Genomic DNA, 17995 nt, shown 5'->3' with positions numbered 1-17995 from the left:
TTCCTACCGTCGCAGGAATCTGTCCCGGAGAAAGTTCAGGTGTTCGCGTGCCCAGCCCCCCACCGAAACTGTCTGTGATCGTCCCCTGCTTCAACATCGAGGGCTACGTTCCCGAAACCGTGACCAGTTTGGTGAACAACGCCAAGGACGAATTCGAGTTCATATTCGTCGAGGACCGGTCCACCAAGGACCGGACCTACGAGGCGTTGCTTCAGCTGACGAAGCGGCTGAAGAACAGCAGGGTGATACGGCACGAGCAGAACGGCGGACTGGCCACCGCCCGGAACACGGGCATCGACGCGGCCGAAGGCCGGTACCTCACCTTCCTCGACGGCGACGACTGGCTCGCCCCCGGCTATCTGGCCCAGCTGGTCGATACCGCCGAACGCTTCGACGTCGACTTCGTCCGCACCGACCACGTGCAGGTCACCGGCGTCGAGCGGGCGGTCCACCGGGCCCCGGAAGGCCGCCGGCACACCCCGCTCGACCCGCGCGGCTCGATCCTCCCGGTCGACGACACCACCATGGTCGACTATCCCTACGCCTGGGCCGGCATCTACCACCGCCGCCTCCTCGACCGCGGCCTGCTGCGCTTCCACGACGGTCTGCGCACCGCTGAGGACCGCCCCTGGATCTGGGACCTGCACCGCAGGGCCGACTCCTACGTCGTCGCCAGCCTGAGGGGCGTCTTCTACCGCCGCGGCGTCGCCAGTTCGCTCACCCAGATCGGCGATGTCCGCCAGCTGGACTTCTTCCGCTCCTTCGACCTCGTCCTCGCCGAACTCGAAGCCGACCCCGACGCGTCCCTGCTGCGCAAGAAGGCGCTGCGCAACTACTGCGTCGTCATCGCCCACCAACTGCTCGACCGCGGGCGCTTCGAGCGCGGCGTGGCCGCCCGGCTGAAGCAGATGAGCGCCGAGGCGCTGGGGCGGATGGCGGAGGAAGAACTGAACGAGGCCCTGGTCGGCATGGGCGAGGAACGCGTACACATGCTGCGCCGGATACGCGGCGGCATGAAGGGAGTCGCGGCATGATCCAGATATTCTTCTCGGCCACCCAGTACGCCGCCGCGACCGTCACCGCCGCCCTCCGCGCCGGTCTCTTCGGCCCCCGTGCCGCCCACCGCCGCATCCTCGTCGTCAGCAACACCGCCGCCGTGCCCGAGGTCGGGACCCCGCTCGACCGGATGGCCGGATTCGAGAAGCTGCGCCCCGAGTTCGACGAGGTGCGTTCCTGGAACGAGTTCATCTCGCCGCACCACCCGGCGGGCTGGTCCCCGCGCGCGCAGGACGCCCTGCTGTGGGAGAAGGCCGTACGGCTCGCCTGGGACCTGGGCGACGAACCCGTCGAGATCGCCTGCGAGTCCATCCAGGCCAATCCCTCCCGGGCGGTCGCCGACATCTTCGCCGACAGCCCGATCCACGTGTACGCGGACGGCCTGATGAGCTACGGCCCCACCCGCAACCGCATCCCGCACGGGCTGAGCAGCCGCATCGCCCGCGTGCTCCACCTGGACCTCATCCCCGGGCTGCGCCCCATGCTGCTGGCCGAGTACGGCGTCGAGCCCGAGCCCGTCCCGAACGAGGCGATCGTCGACGTCCTCGCCCAGATCGGTGAGGAGGGCGCCGCGATCCTCGCCGGCCGCGTCCCCGCCGAGGGGCGTCCGACCGCCGTACTCCTCGGCCAGTACCTCTCCGCCATCGACCTCATCACCCAGGAAGAGGAGGAGGAACTGCACGTCCGTATGCTGCGTGCCGCCGCCCGCGCCGGGCACACCGGCGTGCTGTTCAAGCCCCACCCGAGCGCGCCCGCCGTCTACAACACGTCGCTGGAGGCGGCGGCCGAGGAACTGGGGGTACGGCTGACCGTCCTCAGGGAGCCCGTGCTCGCCGAGACCGTGTTCGCGTACCTCCAGCCCCGGCTGGTCATCGGCTGCTTCTCCACCGCCCTGATGACCGCCGCCGCCTTCTACGGCATCCCGGTCGCCCGCGTCGGTACCCGGCTGCTGCTGGAGCGGATCACGCCGTACGAGAACAGCAACCGCGTCCCCCTCACCATCATCGACGCGGCGCTGCCCGACGCGGAGCTCGACACGGTCGGCAGCCCGCTCGAACTCGGCTCTCTGAGCAGCGAGTTGGAGCAGCTGGTGCACACGGTCGGCTACTGCATGCAGTCCCGCAAGCATCCGGGGCTGCGCGACGAGGCGGTCGCCTGGCTCACCGCCCACCTCGCCGAGCACCCCCAGTACTTCAAGAAGCGCCGCCTGACCAGCCTGCGGCTGCCCGGCGGCAGCCCCATCCGCGCCGAGGCGCTGCGCCGCCACCCGACGGTCCGGCGGGCCGTACGGCAACTGCGGGCCCGGCAGGGCTGACGCGGCGGGCGCTGACCGGAGGCCGGTGGGTACGTCCCCACCGGCCTCCGGCCGTCCCCGAGCTACCGGTGCGCCGAGAGCGGCTTCGGCCTGTACGCGGCCAGGGCCCGCTTCAGCCGGGGCCCGAAGGGCCGCTCCACCACCCGGTGGATCAGCCAGGCCAGGACCAGCAGTGCGGTCAGGGTGAGGGCCAGCGTCGGGTACGGTCCCACCCCGAAGCCCCGGTGCAGCACCCGGATGAGGAACCACCCCAGGTGCTCGTGGACCAGGTAGAACGGGTACGTCAGAGCCCCGGCCACCGTCAGCCAGCGCCAGTTCGCCCAGCGTGTCCAGCCCAGCGCCACCACGGCGACGGCCGCGAACGACAGGAAGGCGATCGCCTGGATGACGTGCGGGTCACGGTCGAAGTCGCCCTGCATGCCCGGGTGCCACAGGGCCGTGACCGAGTAGCGCTGCCCCAGCAGGAAGGACATGCCGACGATCCCCCACAGCAGCAGGTCGCTGCCGAAGCGGTGGATCAGGTACAGCGCGAGCCCGCCGATGAAGTACGGCGCGTGGTCGCGCATGACCAGTTCGTCGGTCAGCCGGGTCTCGGCGACCCGGGCGAAGACGCCGGCCAGCGTCCACAGGATGCAGAAGGTCACCACCCGCCGGTAGGTGACGCCCTTCCAGATCACGAACAGCGCGAAGAGCACGTAGAACCGCATCTCCACCCACAGCGTCCAGCACACGCCCAGGACCCGCGGCACGCCCATCGGCTGCTGGAGCATGGTGAAGTTCATCAGGAACTCGTCCGACCGCAGCGGGTGGAAGACGACGGGCAGGGCGACCGAGGCGGCCCCCACGATCAGCAGCGCCGCCCAGTACGCCGGGTAGAGACGAGCGATCCGGGAGCGGAAGAAGTCGCCCAGGGTGCGTCCCCAGCTGCTCATGCAGATCACGAAGCCGCTGATGACGAAGAAGAACTGCACGCCGAGGCAGCCGTAGGTCGCGGCCCGCGACAGGGTCGGGAACATGAGTCCCGGTGACTGGTGCCAGCAGGCGGAGATCTCGCCGTTCTTTCCGGCGAAGTGGTAGAGGCACACCATCAGCGCGGCCAGCAGCCGCAGGCCGTCCAGTGCGCGGAGCCGGTCCGCCGCGCGTGGGCGGGGCGCGGTGGGCTTCGCGGGAGGTAATCGCACGGTGGCCGCCGCGGCCGGGCTCGATGGTGCCTGGTTTTGGTCAGCCGTGTTCATCCTGGACCCTTCTCGGCAGGAAGGAAGGGAACGTCCGATCGTCAACGACGAGACGCTAGGAACTTCAGACGGATGACAGATGATCCGGCGTTGTCGTGCACACGTCCCCCACGCGTCGCCCGGATGAATGAACCGGCGTCGGATCGACGCCGGGCATACGGCAACGCGCGTCACCCCCGGCCCGGTGGGACGGGGGTGACGCGCGGCAGGAGAGGAAACGCGTCAGGCCGGGACCTGTCCGGTCTAGCGCCGGGACAGTGCCCGGGCCCGGCGGGCGAGCCGGCGCACGGTCGCGTTGCGCGGGATGAACGACAGCTGGGCCGGTACGGCGCCCGGCAGGGCCAGCGAGGTCAGGCGGCGGCGCTTGAAGTACCGCCAGGTGTGCGGGTCCAGGTGCCGGGCCAGGTAGCTCTCTGCCGCCCCGCGCAGCGCCGGGTGGATCTTCGGCTGCATGGCGTAGCCGACCGCCTTGAGCAGTGCGGCCAGTCGGTCCACCCGCTCCGGCGAGGGCATCGACCAGTCGGCCACCGCCTGCCGGTCGTCCAGGTCGGGCAGCAGCGCGTCGACGATGGTGAGCGGCACCCGGTTGCTGTTCTGGTAGGGCGCCAGCCGCGCCAGCAGGGTGGCGGTTCCCACCCGGGCGACCGGAATGCCGTACAGGCCGGCCGCGGTGAGCAGGGCGGTGGAGAAGCAGCCGACGACCAGGGCGGGCCGCATCCGCTGGAACGCCACCTCGGCGAGGACCGGCGCCTCCAGCACGGTGAGTCCGGCGCCGAGCCGGTCCGCCTCGTCCTCCAGCAGCCGTGACCAGCGGGCCGGGGCGACGGGGTGCGGCTTGAAGACCAGCGTGCGATGGCCGAGCGCCACGGCGCCGCGCACCATGCTCAGGTGCAGCTCCTCCTCCTCGGCGTCGGTGAGGATGCCGAGCGCCGAGAGGTACTGGCCCAGCAGCAGGACGGGCCGCGGGCCGTCGGTGTCCGGCGACTCGGGTCCGCCGGCGGCGGGTTCCGCGGCGAGTTCGGCGAGCACCTTCAGGAACGCCTCGGCCGGCACCAGCTCCGGCCGGACCCCGAACTCGGTGAGCAGCAGCGGCGTGAGCCCCGGCACCAGGTCGAGGTGGAGCAGGCGGCCGATGCGGGTACCGACCAGCGGGTCGATCTTGTCGCGCGTGGGTCCGTAGCTTATGAGGCCGTCGGCGTAGACGTCGACGGGAGCGCCGGTGAACAGTTGGCACACCGCGAGCGACGGGTTGACCTGCACGGACTCCACGGATAGCCGGATCCGGTCGTCGCCGAGCCCCCACAGCAGCCGTACGTACCGCTCCCACAGGGGGATGTCGTCGGCGCGCGGGCTCCAGCCGCCGGGATGGAACGGGGCGATGGTGTCGTTCCACGACAGCACTCCGTCGAAGCGCTCGCGCAACCGGTCGAATCCCGGCATCCGGTCGACGGCCGGGGTGGTCTCGGGATTCGCCGCGTTGTTCGTGATGAGCAGCAGCCGCCGGTCGGCGGGCTCGAACAGGCCGGCGTCGAGGGCGGCGGCCAGGGTCGCGGCGCCGAACAGGGTCGACGCGCAGAAGACGTGGGTGGTACGAGTCGTACGGGACATCAGGCGGCCACCGTCCGGCCGGCCACCGGCCTGCGCTTCAGCCGCCGCAGACGGCTCGCCCGCTGCGGGTCCATCGAGTCCATCACCTCGGCGAGCACGCCCTGAGGCAGCCGTTTCAGGGCAGCCGAGGTCAGGGAGCGCAATTGTCGGGCCACAGCGGGTTCGAACCTCTCGATCGATCCGAGATGGTGCGCCATGATGGCGCAATACGTGCGCACCGCTTTCGGAAGCAGTTTTTCCGCTTCGGGATCTCGTGCCGTCTCTTCGATCACCTGGTCGAATGCGCGGATGAAATCGAGTTGCCGCACATCGCCGATCTGCGTGAGGGAAGAGGCCACACCGCGCCGGTAGTACACGCCGAGCAGGCCCGTCACGGCGAAGGAATCCGCCTCCCGGTGCAGCTTCCAGATCCAGGGCCGGTCCTCGGCCGTGCGCAGCCCGTGGGTGAAGTGCAGCAGCCCCCGGTCGACGAGCCGGCGGTGGTAGATCCCCGCCCAGGCGTACGCGTAGTCGACGGACGTCGACCTGTCGGCGGGCAGGATCGCCTCCCGCGGGTTCAGCACGGCGTCCCGGCGGCCGTGCGGCACCCGGTGCACCGAGCGGGCCCGCCCGGTGCACTGCACATGGTCGGTGCGCACGAAGTCGCAGCCCAGCTCCTCGATGGCGGTGAGGAGGCGAGGGTAGTAGCCGGGGGCCAGCCAGTCGTCGCCGTCCAGGAAGGTCAGGTACTCGCCGCGCGCGGCGTCGATCCCGGTGTTGCGCGCGGTCGCCAGCCCTCCGTTCTGCTCGTGTCTGATCAGCACCACGCCGGGCACCTCCCGCTCGGCGCGCGCGAGAATGTCCGGCGTCCCGTCGCGGGAGCAGTCGTCGACGAGAATGAATTCGAAGTCCTCACGCGCGTTCGCACGCAGGCTCTTCAGCGTGTCGGGCGCGTATTGCTGCACGTTGTAGAACGGCACGATGACGGAGAGCTTGACCACGCACAGGACATTAAAGGGAGGCCCGGCATTCTTCCTGTCCGTCTGCTTGATGTCAGGTGAACGACGCGTGGCGATGCAGTGAACCAGACTTTTTTCGCACGTGTTCCCGGGGCGATTCTCCGTTCGTCGACGTGCTGTTAACCGTTTGTTGCGTTCAGGTTGGGCGGAACCTCGAAATGCCTTCCTAGCGTCTTCGACGTGCCAGCAAGTGCGACGAAGTCCCCGCGAGCAGCCGTCCTCGCGGATTCCGACACCCGGTGGAAATGGGGCGCGCTCACCGCGAACCGCATCGCGTCCGATGATTCCGCCGAACCGGACATCCGCCTCGACGGTTACCTCCTGCGGGGCCGTGCCACCCCGACCGCCCGCCAGCTCACGGAGGTGGGCGTCCGCGCCGACTCCCTCCGCGAGGTGACCGGCGTCGAGTTCCTGCGCGCCATGGCGGAGGACGCCGAGGACCCCTACGACGTGCTCGTCCTCGCCCTCGTCGGCGGCGGCGTCCAGGCCATGCTGCACGGCCTCAAGCGGATCTGGGAGGGGCGCACCAGGCGGCCCGTCGTCGTCACCGGCTACGTCGGCGTCGTCTACGAGAAGCTCGCCGACGGCCTGCTGCTGCGGCACGGCGCGGACCTCGTCCTCGCCAACTCCCGCCAGGACGCGGAGCGTTTCCGGGCCGTGTACGAGGGCGTGGGCGCCGACGCCGGCGCGGTCACCGAGGTGGCGCTGCCCTTCCTCGGCGGCACCCCGTACCAGGGCGGATCCGACGCCTCCGCGGAGCAAGGGCACAGGCCGTACACGGTGGTGTTCGCGGCCCAGCCCTCCGTGCCGGACAGCCGCAAGGACCGTACCTACCTGCTGGAACGCCTGGTCCGGCACGCGCGCCTGCACCCGGAGCGCGACGTCCTGCTCAAACTGCGCTCCAGGCCGGGCGAACACACCACGCACATCGAGGAACTGCCCTACCAGAAGCTGGCCCAGCGGCTGGACGCGCCGGACAACTTCCGCCTGGTCTACGGGAACATGGGCGAGGTCCTCGACCGCACCGACCTGCTGGTGACGGTCAGCTCCACGGCCGCGCTGGAGTCCCTGCACCGCCGGATCCCCACCGTCGTCCTCACCGACCTCGGCATCCGCGAGAGCCTCGGCAACCACCACTTCGTCGGCTCCGGCTGCCTCGCCTCCTGGGACCAGCTCGACGCCGGACACCGGCCGGCCCCCGATCCGCAGTGGGTGGCCCGCCAGGGCGTCGCCGCCGACGGCGGGTACGCCACCGCCTTCGACGCGGCACGCGAGCGCATCGCCGAGCTGCTCGCCCAGCCCGGCGGCCTCCCGCCGCTCACCCCGTACTACACACCCGCGACCGCGCCCGGCTACCTGCCCGGCATCCTCGCCCGCCACCACCTCGGCCCGGACGGCAGCCCGCTGCCCGGCGCGCCCGCCGCCGACAAGGAACCCGGACCGGTCCGGCAGATCGTCCGCCGCGCGGCGCGCGGCGCCTACCGGCACGGGGTGCAGCGGGTGGCCCCCGTCATCCGGCGGATGGGGGAGCTGTGAGCCTTCAAGGAGAAAAGCCCATGTCCGAAACGTCAGTCGGGGTGCGCCGCGTCCTCGCCGTGATCCCCGCCCGGGGCGGCTCCAAGGGAGTGCCCGCCAAGAACCTGGCCCCCATCGGCGGTGTCCCGCTCGTCGCCCGGGCGGTCCGCGAGTGCCGGGCCACCCGCCTCGTCACGGACGTGGTCGTCTCCACCGACGACCAGGCCATCGCGGCCGCGGCCCGCGAGGCGGGCGCCGAGGTCGTGCTGCGCCCGGCCGCCATCGCCGGGGACACCGCCACCTCCGAGGCGGCCGTCCTGCACGCGATGGACGCCCACGAGGCCCTGCACGGCGCCCCCGTCGACGTCGTCCTGCTCGTGCAGTGCACCAGCCCCTTCCTCGTCCGCGAGGACGTCGACGGTGTCGCCGGGGCGGTCGCCGAGCAGGGCGCGGACACCGCCGTCACCGTCGCCCCCTTCCACGGCTTCGTCTGGCGCCACTCCGACGAGGCGGGCGAGGGCGGCCACGGGGTCAACCACGACAAGTCCTTCCGCCCGCGCCGCCAGGACCGCCCCCAGGACTTCCTGGAGACCGGCGCCGCCTACGCCATGGACGCGGCCGGCTTCCGCAAGCACCGGCACCGCTTCTTCGGCCGCACCGAACTCGTGCGCACCGACCCCGCGCGCGTGCTGGAGATCGACGACCCGCACGACCTGGCCCGCGCCCGCGCGCTGGCCCCCCTCTTCGACGCGGGCCGCCCCGACACGCTGCCCACCGCCGACGACATCGACGCGGTCGTACTCGACTTCGACGGCACCCAGACCGACGACCGGGTGCTGATCGACTCCGACGGACGGGAGTTCGTCTCCGTGCACCGCGGCGACGGCCTCGGCATCGCCGCCCTGCGCAGGAGCGGGCTGAAGATGCTGATCCTGTCCACGGAACAGAACCCGGTGGTCGCCGCCCGCGCGCGGAAGCTGAAGCTTCCCGTGCTGCACGGCATCGACCGCAAGGACCTCGCGCTCAAGCAGTGGTGCGAGGAGCAGGGCATAGCGCCGGAGCGCGTGCTCTACGTCGGCAACGACGTCAACGACCTCCCGTGCTTCGCCCTCGTCGGCTGGCCCGTGGCGGTCGGAAACGCCCACGACGTCGTACGCGGCGCCGCACGCGCGGTCACCACCGTCCCCGGTGGCGACGGCGCGATCCGGGAGATCGCCGGCTGGATCCTCGGCCCCTCCCTCGAAGTCCCCGCCCAGTCCAACACGTAAGGACATCTCCGCCATGAGCACCAACTCCCGTATCCGCACCCTCGGTTCCCGCCAGGCCGGCCCCGGCCGCCCCGTCTACGTCTGCGGCGAGATCGGCATCAACCACAACGGTGAGCTGGAGAACGCGTTCAAGCTGATCGACGTGGCCGCCGAGGCCGGCTGCGACGCCGTCAAGTTCCAGAAGCGCACCCCGGAGATCTGCACCCCGCGCGACCAGTGGGACATCGAGCGCGACACCCCCTGGGGCCGGATGACCTACATCGACTACCGCCACCGCGTGGAGTTCGGCGAGGACGAGTACCGCCAGATCGACGAGTACTGCAAGAGCAGGAACATCGACTGGTTCGCCTCCCCGTGGGACACCGAGGCCGTCGCCTTCCTGGAGAAGTTCGACGTCCCGGCCCACAAGGTCGCCTCCGCCTCGCTGACCGACGACGAGCTGCTGCGCACCCTGCGCGCCACCGGCCGCACGATCATCCTGTCCACCGGCATGTCGACCCCGAAGCAGATCCGCCACGCGGTCGAGGTCCTGGGCAGCGAGAACATCCTGCTCTGCCACGCCACCTCCACCTACCCGGCCAAGGCCGAGGAGCTGAACCTCCGCGTGATCAACACGCTGGAGAAGGAGTACCCGAACGTCCCGATCGGCTACTCCGGCCACGAGACGGGCCTGCAGACCACGCTGGCCGCCGTCGCCCTCGGTGCCGCCTTCGTCGAGCGCCACATCACCCTCGACCGCGCGATGTGGGGCTCCGACCAGGCCGCCTCCGTCGAGCCGCAGGGCCTCACCCGCCTGGTCCGCGACATCCGCACGATCGAGGCCTCCCTCGGCGACGGCGTCAAGAAGGTCTACGACTCCGAGCTTGGCCCGATGAAGAAGCTGCGCCGCGTCACCGGTGTCGTCGCCGAGGCGGAGATCGCGGCGGCCGCGGGCGAGCCGGTCGCGGTCTGACCCCGCTCTCCTGATTCCCTTACGACGGGACGGTCGTACGCCGATGAGCCCCCGCGCCGGGAGAACCGGCCCCCGCACTCTCGCGTTCGTGGAGAGTCCGGTGCAGTTGCTGAACGTGCTGGAGTGGGCGCACGTCCACGGCCTGCGCGGGCCGGACACGTCCGGCGCGGGCCGTGCGCTGCCGCTGCCCCCGCAGGTACGGCGCTCGATGGACGGCGGTCCGCCGCCGGCCGGCGTGGAGCTCACCGTCGTCGTCCTGTCCCCGACCGACCCGATGACCCGCGGCCAGCTGCGCCGCATGGCCGACCTGGCCCGCGACGAGGGCCACCGGGTCCGCTGGGAGGAGGCGCGGGGCGGCCCGGCCGCGCCCTTCCAGACGATCGGCGGGCTCGCCGGGCAGCTGCGCCGGGCGGACCGGATCGTCATGGGGGACCCCTTCTCCCGATACGTGCAGCTGCTGCTGACGATCACCCGGGCCAAGGACCTGGTGGTGGTCGACGACGGCACGGCCACGATGGAGTTCGTCGCCCAGCTCGCCCGCGGTGAGCGCCTGGTGCGCTGGCACCGCAAGGGCGGCCGCCCCGGCGCGCGCGACCTGCTGTTCGCGCCGGTGTCCTCCTCGGCCCGGCGCCGCCTGACCCCGGCCGGCGGGCGCCGGGTGGAGGTCTTCTCCTCCATGCCGGTGGAGGAGAAGCCGGACGGGGTGACCCTCACGGCCAACGACTTCGCCTGGACCCGCGCCCGCTTCGGCCCGCCGCGCATCACCAAGGGCGCGGACATGGTCGGCACCTCGCTGGTCGAGACCGGGGTCGTCGACGGGGACCGGTACCTCGAGGCGGTCCGCACCCTGGCCAAGGCCCACGGGACCACCCGCTACTTCGCCCACCGCCGGGAGAGCACCGAGAAACTCCACCGGCTCGCCGCGGAGACCGGACTGGAGATCGTCCGCCCCGACCTGCCGCTGGAGCTGATCGCCCGCCGCGGCCCCATCGGCCGCACCATCCTCAGCTTCCCCTCCACGGTCGTCCACACCCTGCCCCTGGCCCTCGTCGGCACGGGCGTCCGCGTCGCCGTCTGCGACATCGACCCCGCCTGGCTGACGGCGAACGCTTCGCCACGGGCCCAGGGCTTCCTGTCCGGGGTGACGGGGACGGCCCGGGACGTGCACCGGCTGGCGGCGGTGGGGATGGCCTGACTAGGGCTGCCGACCGTCTTTCAGGGCTTCGACGAAGGGGGCGAAGACCTCGGCGGGGAAGGTCAGGGTGCCGCGGGCGGGGTCCTTGGAGTCGCGGACGGCTATGTGCGGGGGGCGGGGGGCGATCTCTACGCAGGAGTCTCCGTCGCCGAAGCTCGAGTAGGACGACTTCTGCCAGTTGTCAGGGACGGACATCAAAGCTCCTTCGCCACACGATGGATCAGGTCTCGTGATCTTTCGGGGGTGAGTGCCGTTGCTCGCACTCTACGGAAGAGGGATCGCAAGTCGCTGAGTTGGGCCTCGGAGTCGATGTACACCGCACCGTTGGGCGCGTCGCGTACGACGGTGTCCAGCTTGGGTACGGCACCTCCCGCGTGCATCATGGCACTCGCGGCACCTGCGAATCCCTCCACGGCGAAGGGGATGACACGCACGGTGACATGGCAGGCCTCGGAGACTTCGAGAATGTCCGCCAACTGGACTCGCCACGCGGCACGATCGCACACCATGATGCGCAGCGCCGCTTCGTGGACGACGACCTCGTAGGGAGTGGTTTCGCGGGCCGCTTTGCGTTGCATCCGGTGCTGGACACGCAGGTCGAGATCGTCGTCGGGCAGTTCCGGGACTCTGTACCTGAAGACGGCCCGGGCGTAGTCCTCCGTCTGGAGCAGGCCTGGGACGTACAGGAACTGCGCTTCCCGGAGGAACGTGGCGTGGTGTTCCAGCTCGGCGAGATCGAGGAACGGCGCGGGTAGCAGAGTCCGGTACTGCTCCCACCACCCCCGTGTGCGATCGGTGGCCATGGCAACCAGCGCGTCGATCAAACTTTCGTCGTGGCATGAGTAGTTGGCCGCCAAGCGGCGTAGGCGCTTCTCGCTCACACCTGCGAGGCCGGACTCGATCTGGCTGATCTGAGGAGCGGTCACCTCGAGCAGTGCCGCTGCCTCCCGGGAGGCGAGACCTGCCGCCTCGCGAAGCCTGCGCAGTTCAACCGCCAGCCGTGCCTGACGCGCCGTTGGCTCCGTTCTCTTCGCCATCGACCGGTCCTCTCAACACGCCTGGCGGAGTTACTCGTTCGAGTGCCAGATTACGGGACCAGCTTGCAGGATCTAAATAATTCCCCCTACTGTCGGTGATGTTTCGAGCGCGCAGCGGAAGCGCACCGCCTCGTCGTGCCCCGACGGCTGCGGCAATGCCACCGCGCGCCGGATCACCCTGTCACTGAACGGAGTTGCTGCCGCATGCCCGAAACCTGGGACTACACCCTCTACATCCCCAACGACCCGAGAGCGGTCACGATCTCGCGCCGCACCCTGCGCCTGATCCTGACGATGCACGGCCTGATCGGGCTGGTCGACACCGCGGAGCTGCTCGCCACGGAACTGGTGGCCAACGCCGTACGGCACACCAAGGGGCCGGCCGCGCTGAGGGTGCGCCGTGCCCCGGAGGGCGTGGTGTGGATCGGGGCGTGGGACACCGACCCCGCGCCACCGGAACCCCCAGGCCCCTTGGGTCGGGTGACCGACCTGGAGGGCGGCCGGGGTCTGGGCCTGGTGCGGGCGTGCGCCGACTACTGGGGCTGGCGCCCCTCGGCCAGGTTCGGCGACCGGGGCAAATACGTCTGGTGCGAACTTGTGGCGGCCTAGCTCGTTGATCACCTCGACCGACCGAACGGAGAACTGATGGTCAGCTCGTCGCACGAGGCGATGCACCGCATCTTCCAGAAGGACCCCACGCTGCTCACCCGGGCCCTGCAGCGCGTGCTGCACGTGCCGTTCCCCGAGCCGCTCGAGATCGCCGCGCTGAACGTGGACCTCACGGAGGTCGAACCGGTCGAGCGCCGCGTGGACACGCTGCTGCGGGCGGAGACGGACGAGGGCACCTACCTCTTCGTCATCGAGTCGCAGAAGAAGGTGGACGAACGCAAGCGGGGCAGCTGGCCCTACTACCTCTCCTACTTGTATGAGAAGTTCCGCTGCGAGCCGATCCTCATCGTCACGACCCAGAGCAGCACCACCGCCCGATGGGCCGCACGCCCCATCCGGCTCGGCTTCCGCGACTGGCACTCGCTGACGGTACGGCCCCTGGTGCTGGGCCCGGACAACGTTCCGGTGATCACCGACGAGCGGACGGCCGTACAGGACGTCCCCCTTGCGGTGCTCTCGGCGATGACACACGGACGCGGCCCCGAGGCTCCGGCCATACTGGAATCCACGGCAGCCGCCCTGCGGACCATCGACCCCGACAGTGCCGCAGTACTCGTACAGTTCGTCGACTCCTGCCTGGCCGACGCCCAGGCGAAGCAGATGTGGAGGGACCTGATGACGGCGATCCAGTACTTCTGGCGACACCCGCTGGCCGAGCAGGTGCGCGAGGAAGGGCGCGAGGAAGGGCGCGAGGAAGGGCGCGTGGAAGGGCGCGAGGAAGGGCGCCTCCAAGCTCGCCGGGAGATGGTTCTGCGCATGCTGGAGTGGCAGGCCGTGCCGGTGTCCGACGCCGTGCGTGAGCGGGTGAACGCGTGCACCGACCTCGACCGGCTCGGGGTCTGGGCCCAGCGGGCGCTGCACGCCAAGGACGCCGCCGACCTCTTCCGTGAGGAGTGAGCGAGCATGACGCCGATCCAGTACTTCTGGCGACACCCGCTGGCCGAGCAGGTGCGCGAGGAAGGGCGGCAAGAGGGACGCGAAGAGGTACGCGAAGAAGGGCGCGAAGAAGGGCGTCTCCAGGGTCGGCGGGAGATAGTTCTGCGCATGCTGGAGTGGCAGGCCGTGCCGGTGTCCGACGCCGTGCGTGAGCGGGTGAACGCCTGCGCCGACCTCGACCGGCTCGAGGTCTGGGCCCAGCGGGCCGTACACGCCGAGGACGCGGCGGAGCTGTTCCTCGAGCGGTGAGTGGGCCGGGCCCGGCTGAGTGGCGCGCCTCAGCGGGGTCTGCGGGCCAGGACGAATGCCCGGGGGCGGGTCTGCTCGCCCTCCGGGTCCGGTTCCCGGGTCACCGTGGCCGTGAGTTCCAGGCCCGCCGCTGTGAGCAGGTCCGTCACCCGGGCCGGGGTGCGCCAGTAGTAGTGCAGGTCGATCTCCTGGCCGAAGCGTTCCGTGAGGTGGAGGCCGCCCGGTTCGGGGCCCGTCTGGAAGGCGAGGAGGACGGGGGCGCCGGGGGTCAGGGTGCGGTGGAACTCGGCGAAGGCCGCCGGCAGGTGGGCGTCGGGGACGTGGATCGTCGAGTACAGGGCGAGGATGCCGCCCAGGGTGGCGTCCGGGAGGTTCAGGGACGTCATCGAGCCCACGTGGAAGCGGAGCCGCGGATGGGCCGCCCGGGCCAGGGCCACCATGGCGGGGGAGACGTCGACACCGAAGACCGGGACGCCCAGGTCGTGCAGGCGGGCGGCGACGTGACCGGGGCCGCTGCCCAGGTCGGCCACGGGGGCCGGGCCGTTCGCCGTGACCAGCTCGGCGAAGGCGGTGATCAGCGTGCGGTCCAGGGGATGGGACAGGCCGTCCGGCAAACGGGACGCGTAGTCCTTGGCGATGGCGTCGTAGGACGTGCGGGTGGCGTGTATGAAGTCTGGCTCCGGAGGTGTCACGCACGCGCACACTACCGGCGCACCCGGTCCGGTGGGGGCGACCGGCCGGCTCCGTCACGTGGACGACTCCAGCGTGGCTGCGGTGCCGCGTGGTAGACGTGAAGGAAAGAGAACTCGGTGGGGGCCCGCCGTGGTGCGCAAGCGCGCGAGTTTACCCATCCGAGACAACGGCTATGCGTCGGGCGGTCGGATTTTCTTCCCCGAACGGGTTGAATTTTTGTTGATCGCGGGTCGGTCCACCGGTCCGGCGTTCTACCCTTCAGAGGGTGAACCAATTGATGTCCCGACAGTCCGAGGCCGACCTTCCCGGCGATGCCGTGCTCCCGGGCCTGCTGAGCGAGTCGCTGCACGCCGAACTCGTGGCGTTCCGGCGCGACCTGCACATGCACCCCGAGCTGGGCAACCAGGAGTTCCGTACCACCGCCGCGATCAAGGCGAGGCTCGAGAAGGCGGGGCTGACGCCCCGTGTCCTCACCACCGGGACCGGGCTCGTCTGTGACATCGGGGTGCGGCCCGGCGAGGACCTGGGCGGCACGCCCGTCCTGGCGTTGCGGGCCGACATCGACGGCCTGCCCATCCCGGACACCAAGAGCGAGTGCTCGTACCGGTCCACCGTGCCGGACCGGGCGCACGCCTGCGGCCACGACGTGCACACGGCGGTCGTGCTGGGCACCGGGCTCGTCCTGGCCGGCCTGCACGAGAAGGGGCTGCTGCCCCGGCCCGTGCGGCTGATCTTCCAGCCCGCCGAGGAGGTGCTGCCCGGGGGCGCCGCCGACGTCATCGCGTACGGGGCGCTGGAGGGCGTCGGCCGGATCATCGCCGTGCACTGCGATCCCCGGCTCGACGCCGGCAAGATCGGGCTGCGGGCGGGCGCGATCACCAGCGCCTGCGACCGGCTGGAGATCGCGCTGGACGGACCCGGCGGCCACACCGCCCGGCCCCACCTGACCACCGACCTCGTGACCGCCGCGGCCCGCGTCGCCACCGACGTGCCCGCCCTGGTCGCCCGGCGGGTCGACAGCCGCAGCGGCCTCGCGGTGACCTGGGGGCGGATCGAGTCCGGCCACGCGCCGAACGTGATCCCGCAGCACGCCGAGCTCTCCGGGACCGTACGGTGCCTCGACATCGACGCCTGGCGGCTGGCGCCCGACGTCCTGCACGCGGCGATCGACGAGGTCGCCACCCTGCACCGGGCCAAGTCCGAGATCAACTACGTGCGCGGAGTGCCGCCGGTCGTCAACGACCCCGCCGTCACCGAGCTGCTCCGCGACGCCATGGTCGCGCGGCGCGGCATCGAGTCCGTCGAGGACACCGAGCAGAGCCTCGGCGGGGAGGACTTCTCCTGGTACCTCGAGCACGTGCCGGGCGCCCTCGCGCGGCTCGGCGTGCGCACGCCGGGTGAGCGGACCGTGCGTGACCTGCACCAGGGCGACTTCGACGCCGACGAGCGCGCCATCACGGTGGGCGTGGAGCTGTTCACCGCCGCCGCGCTGCTGGACGCCGTGCAGTAGACAGGGGCACGGGTGGGGAAGGGGTGCCCGGTCGGCACCCCTTCGTCCCGTTGTGAGACCCGGGCGTAACCTTGGGACGGCGCTTGTAACCGCGGTCGGCACGAATCGATAACGGCCCGGCGAAACCCCGTTCCCCTCGTCTTCTACGCGCGTTACTGTGCGCCGAACTCGCCACCACTGGCGGCACTTGCCACCGGGCGGCACATTGGGGAAGAACGGGCCGGTGACGGTGCCGTGGGGCTGAAGGAGTACTTGCTGTGCGTCTGATCTCTCGGAGGACGAGATTCTCCCAAGCTGCGGTGACCGTCGCGGTCGTCGCCCTCGCGGCCGCCGGATGCGGCAAGTCCAGCACGGAGTCCAGCACCTCCAGCTCCAAGGACGGCAAGTACTCCGGCAAGGGCATCGGCCTGGCGTACGACGTCGGCGGCAAGGGTGACCAGTCCTTCAACGACGCCGCGTACGCGGGCTTCCAGAAGGCCGAGGCCGAGTTCAAGATCGGCGGCCGGGACGTCGAGCCGACGGACAACGAGTCGGACGCGGACAAGGTGCAGCGTCTGGTGACGCTGGCGAAGGCGGGGTACAACCCGGTCATCGGTGTCGGCTTCGCCTACGCGGGTGCGGTGAAGGAGGCCGCGGCGAAGTTCCCGAAGGTCACCTTCGGCATCATCGACGACAACCAGACCCAGGCGAAGAACGTCGCGGACATGGTGTTCCACGAGGAGCAGTCCTCGTACCTGGCCGGTGTGGCGGCGGCGAAGGCGACCAAGAAGAACCACATCGGTTTCATCGGCGGCGTGGACGTCCCGCTGATCCACAAGTTCGAGGCGGGCTACGTCCAGGGTGCCAAGTCGGTCAACCCGAAGATCAAGGTCGAGTCGCAGTACCTGACCCAGACGGCCCAGGAGGGCGGCTTCTCCAGCCCGGACAAGGGGGAGAACGCGGCCAACGGTCAGATCGAGGCCGGTGCCGACGTGGTCTACGCGGCGGCCGGCCTCTCCGGCCAGGGCGTGATCAAGTCCGCGGCGGAGCACAAGGTGTGGGCCATCGGCGTCGACTCCGACCAGTACCAGCAGGCCGCCCTCGCCAAGTACAAGGACTACATCCTCGGCTCGGCACTGAAGAACGTCGGCGGCGCGGTCTACGAGCTGTCCAAGTCGGTGTACGAGGGCAAGCCGCTCAGCGGCGAGGTCCGCGGCGACCTGAAGTCCGGCGGCGTCGGCTTCGCCGACTCCAACCCGAAGTACAAGGCGATGACCGATGTGGTCTCGGCCGTGGACAAGGCCAAGCAGGACATCGTCGACGGCAAGATCACGGTCGACACCAAGTGATCTGACCGGTCGGCAACCCCACCGGTACGCGCCGTGGAACCACGGTCCGGCAGTGCGCCCCTTGCCACCCGCAAGGGGCGCACTGCTGTGCGTGACGCCGAGCGGTGCCTGCGGCCACAGCTGGATAACGGACCGGACATTGGGGGTTTTCCGTCAGGTCTACGCGCGTTACGCTGCGGCGGAACCAGCGCCTGGTTTGGGCGCTTGTACAAAGGAGTCACGTTCCATGCGCCGGGTGTCCCGTATCACGATTGCAGGCGTTGCGACCGCAGCGCTCGCCGTCACCGTCTCTGCCTGTGGCAGCTCGTCCACCTCCTCCTCCGGTGGGGGCAAGTCCAAGGGCATCGGCCTGGCGTACGACGTCGGCGGCAAGGGTGACCAGTCCTTCAACGACGCCGCGTACGCGGGCTTCCAGAAGGCCGAGGCCGAGT

17 protein-coding genes and 1 pseudogene are annotated in these 17995 nt (G+C 70.6%); 12 read left to right on the top strand and 6 right to left on the bottom strand.

The window, feature by feature from the left end; all coding sequences use genetic code 11:
- Nucleotides 1-47: 47 nt before the first annotated feature.
- Nucleotides 48-1034 carry a glycosyltransferase family 2 protein gene (locus ABZX30_RS00725; RefSeq protein ID WP_355927029.1) on the top strand — a complete coding sequence of 329 codons (987 nt, stop codon included), beginning with the start codon at nt 48-50 and terminating at the stop codon, nt 1032-1034.
- Nucleotides 1031-2371 (top strand): polysialyltransferase family glycosyltransferase, encoded by a 1341-nt coding sequence (locus ABZX30_RS00720; RefSeq protein ID WP_355927026.1) that lies wholly within the window; start codon nt 1031-1033, stop codon nt 2369-2371. The genes ABZX30_RS00725 and ABZX30_RS00720 overlap by 4 nt, the downstream gene beginning before the upstream one ends.
- Nucleotides 2372-2433: 62 nt before the next feature.
- Here the strand turns inward: ABZX30_RS00720 and ABZX30_RS00715 are convergent, their stop codons facing one another.
- The 3 genes from ABZX30_RS00715 to ABZX30_RS00705 all read right to left on the bottom strand — a co-directional run bounded on the left by ABZX30_RS00715 (nt 2434) and on the right by ABZX30_RS00705 (nt 6194).
- The gene (locus tag ABZX30_RS00715; RefSeq protein WP_355927023.1) at nt 2434-3606 is read right to left on the bottom strand and encodes an acyltransferase; all 1173 of its coding nucleotides are present in this window, start codon (nt 3604-3606) and stop codon (nt 2434-2436) included.
- A gap of 243 nt (nt 3607-3849) precedes the next feature.
- Complete coding sequence (locus ABZX30_RS00710) at nt 3850-5214, bottom strand: polysialyltransferase family glycosyltransferase (protein ID WP_355927021.1); 1365 nt, start codon at nt 5212-5214, stop codon at nt 3850-3852.
- On the bottom strand, nt 5214-6194 hold the full coding sequence (locus ABZX30_RS00705) for a glycosyltransferase family 2 protein (protein WP_355927020.1): 981 nt from the start codon (nt 6192-6194) through the stop codon (nt 5214-5216). The genes ABZX30_RS00710 and ABZX30_RS00705 overlap by 1 nt, the downstream gene beginning before the upstream one ends.
- Before the next feature lie 198 nt (nt 6195-6392).
- On the opposite strand from ABZX30_RS00705, the gene ABZX30_RS00700 reads away from it, so the two are divergent.
- Genes ABZX30_RS00700 through ABZX30_RS00685 form a run of 4 tightly spaced genes read left to right on the top strand, consistent with a single transcriptional unit; the run spans nt 6393 to nt 11142 of the window.
- Nucleotides 6393-7748: a DUF6716 putative glycosyltransferase gene (locus tag ABZX30_RS00700; protein WP_355927018.1), complete on the top strand. Its 1356-nt coding sequence runs from the start codon at nt 6393-6395 to the stop codon at nt 7746-7748.
- Nucleotides 7749-7768: 20 nt separating this feature from the next.
- Nucleotides 7769-8995, top strand: coding sequence for an N-acylneuraminate cytidylyltransferase (locus ABZX30_RS00695; RefSeq protein WP_355927015.1), 1227 nt, complete (start codon nt 7769-7771; stop codon nt 8993-8995).
- Nucleotides 8996-9008: 13 nt separating this feature from the next.
- A complete protein-coding gene (locus ABZX30_RS00690; RefSeq protein WP_355927012.1) occupies nt 9009-9947 on the top strand; it encodes an N-acetylneuraminate synthase family protein in 939 nt (312 codons plus the stop codon).
- A gap of 43 nt (nt 9948-9990) precedes the next feature.
- Nucleotides 9991-11142, top strand: a complete 1152-nt coding sequence (locus tag ABZX30_RS00685; RefSeq protein ID WP_355927011.1) for a hypothetical protein — start codon at nt 9991-9993, stop codon at nt 11140-11142.
- On the opposite strand, the gene ABZX30_RS00680 is transcribed toward ABZX30_RS00685, so the two are convergent.
- Nucleotides 11143-11337: a DUF397 domain-containing protein gene (locus ABZX30_RS00680; protein WP_355927008.1), complete on the bottom strand. Its 195-nt coding sequence runs from the start codon at nt 11335-11337 to the stop codon at nt 11143-11145.
- Complete coding sequence (locus ABZX30_RS00675) at nt 11337-12179, bottom strand: helix-turn-helix transcriptional regulator (protein WP_355927006.1); 843 nt, start codon at nt 12177-12179, stop codon at nt 11337-11339. The genes ABZX30_RS00680 and ABZX30_RS00675 overlap by 1 nt, the downstream gene beginning before the upstream one ends.
- Nucleotides 12180-12383: 204 nt before the next feature.
- Here ABZX30_RS00675 and ABZX30_RS00670 point away from each other — a divergent pair, with 204 nt between their 5' ends.
- Genes ABZX30_RS00670 through ABZX30_RS00660 form a run of 3 tightly spaced genes read left to right on the top strand, consistent with a single transcriptional unit; the run spans nt 12384 to nt 14033 of the window.
- Nucleotides 12384-12788, top strand: coding sequence for an ATP-binding protein (locus ABZX30_RS00670; RefSeq protein ID WP_355927003.1), 405 nt, complete (start codon nt 12384-12386; stop codon nt 12786-12788).
- A gap of 36 nt (nt 12789-12824) precedes the next feature.
- Nucleotides 12825-13745, top strand: coding sequence for a hypothetical protein (locus ABZX30_RS00665; protein ID WP_355927001.1), 921 nt, complete (start codon nt 12825-12827; stop codon nt 13743-13745).
- A gap of 6 nt (nt 13746-13751) precedes the next feature.
- Entirely contained in the window at nt 13752-14033 is a 282-nt protein-coding gene (locus ABZX30_RS00660) for a hypothetical protein (protein ID WP_355926999.1), read from the top strand.
- A 29-nt stretch (nt 14034-14062) separates the two neighbouring features.
- On the opposite strand, the gene ABZX30_RS00655 is transcribed toward ABZX30_RS00660, so the two are convergent.
- The gene (locus tag ABZX30_RS00655; protein ID WP_355926997.1) at nt 14063-14725 is read right to left on the bottom strand and encodes a class I SAM-dependent methyltransferase; all 663 of its coding nucleotides are present in this window, start codon (nt 14723-14725) and stop codon (nt 14063-14065) included.
- Nucleotides 14726-15003: 278 nt separating this feature from the next.
- Between ABZX30_RS00655 and ABZX30_RS00650 the strand changes: the two genes are divergently transcribed.
- The 3 genes and pseudogenes from ABZX30_RS00650 to ABZX30_RS00640 form a co-directional block, all read left to right on the top strand.
- Nucleotides 15004-16236 (top strand): amidohydrolase, encoded by a 1233-nt coding sequence (locus ABZX30_RS00650; RefSeq protein WP_355926995.1) that lies wholly within the window; start codon nt 15004-15006, stop codon nt 16234-16236.
- A gap of 299 nt (nt 16237-16535) precedes the next feature.
- Complete coding sequence (locus tag ABZX30_RS00645; protein ID WP_355926993.1) at nt 16536-17564, top strand: BMP family ABC transporter substrate-binding protein; 1029 nt, start codon at nt 16536-16538, stop codon at nt 17562-17564.
- Between the two features lie 226 nt (nt 17565-17790).
- Nucleotides 17791-17995 (top strand): annotated as a pseudogene (locus tag ABZX30_RS00640) (BMP family ABC transporter substrate-binding protein); the annotation flags it as partial.

Origin of the sequence: Streptomyces sp. NPDC004542 (genome assembly GCF_040610035.1) — a bacterium.
Lineage (GTDB): Bacteria > Actinomycetota > Actinomycetes > Streptomycetales > Streptomycetaceae > Streptomyces.
The sequence above is the reverse complement of the archived record's forward strand: the minus strand, read 5'-3'. Positions and strand labels throughout refer to the sequence as shown.

Bases quoted from the DNA above. Each gene is read 5' to 3' on its own strand.
- ABZX30_RS00720 (WP_355927026.1), top strand. From the start codon at position 1,031: ATGATCCAGATATTCTTCTCGGCCACCCAGTACGCCGCCGCGACCGTC.
- ABZX30_RS00715 (WP_355927023.1), bottom strand. From the start codon at position 3,606: ATGAACACGGCTGACCAAAACCAGGCACCATCGAGCCCGGCCGCGGCG.
- ABZX30_RS00710 (WP_355927021.1), bottom strand. From the start codon at position 5,214: ATGTCCCGTACGACTCGTACCACCCACGTCTTCTGCGCGTCGACCCTG.
- ABZX30_RS00695 (WP_355927015.1), top strand. From the start codon at position 7,769: ATGTCCGAAACGTCAGTCGGGGTGCGCCGCGTCCTCGCCGTGATCCCC.
- ABZX30_RS00690 (WP_355927012.1), top strand. From the start codon at position 9,009: ATGAGCACCAACTCCCGTATCCGCACCCTCGGTTCCCGCCAGGCCGGC.
- ABZX30_RS00685 (WP_355927011.1), top strand. From the start codon at position 9,991: ATGAGCCCCCGCGCCGGGAGAACCGGCCCCCGCACTCTCGCGTTCGTG.
- ABZX30_RS00680 (WP_355927008.1), bottom strand. From the start codon at position 11,337: ATGTCCGTCCCTGACAACTGGCAGAAGTCGTCCTACTCGAGCTTCGGC.
- ABZX30_RS00675 (WP_355927006.1), bottom strand. From the start codon at position 12,179: ATGGCGAAGAGAACGGAGCCAACGGCGCGTCAGGCACGGCTGGCGGTT.
- ABZX30_RS00670 (WP_355927003.1), top strand. From the start codon at position 12,384: ATGCCCGAAACCTGGGACTACACCCTCTACATCCCCAACGACCCGAGA.
- ABZX30_RS00665 (WP_355927001.1), top strand. From the start codon at position 12,825: ATGGTCAGCTCGTCGCACGAGGCGATGCACCGCATCTTCCAGAAGGAC.
- ABZX30_RS00660 (WP_355926999.1), top strand. From the start codon at position 13,752: ATGACGCCGATCCAGTACTTCTGGCGACACCCGCTGGCCGAGCAGGTG.
- ABZX30_RS00650 (WP_355926995.1), top strand. From the start codon at position 15,004: ATGTCCCGACAGTCCGAGGCCGACCTTCCCGGCGATGCCGTGCTCCCG.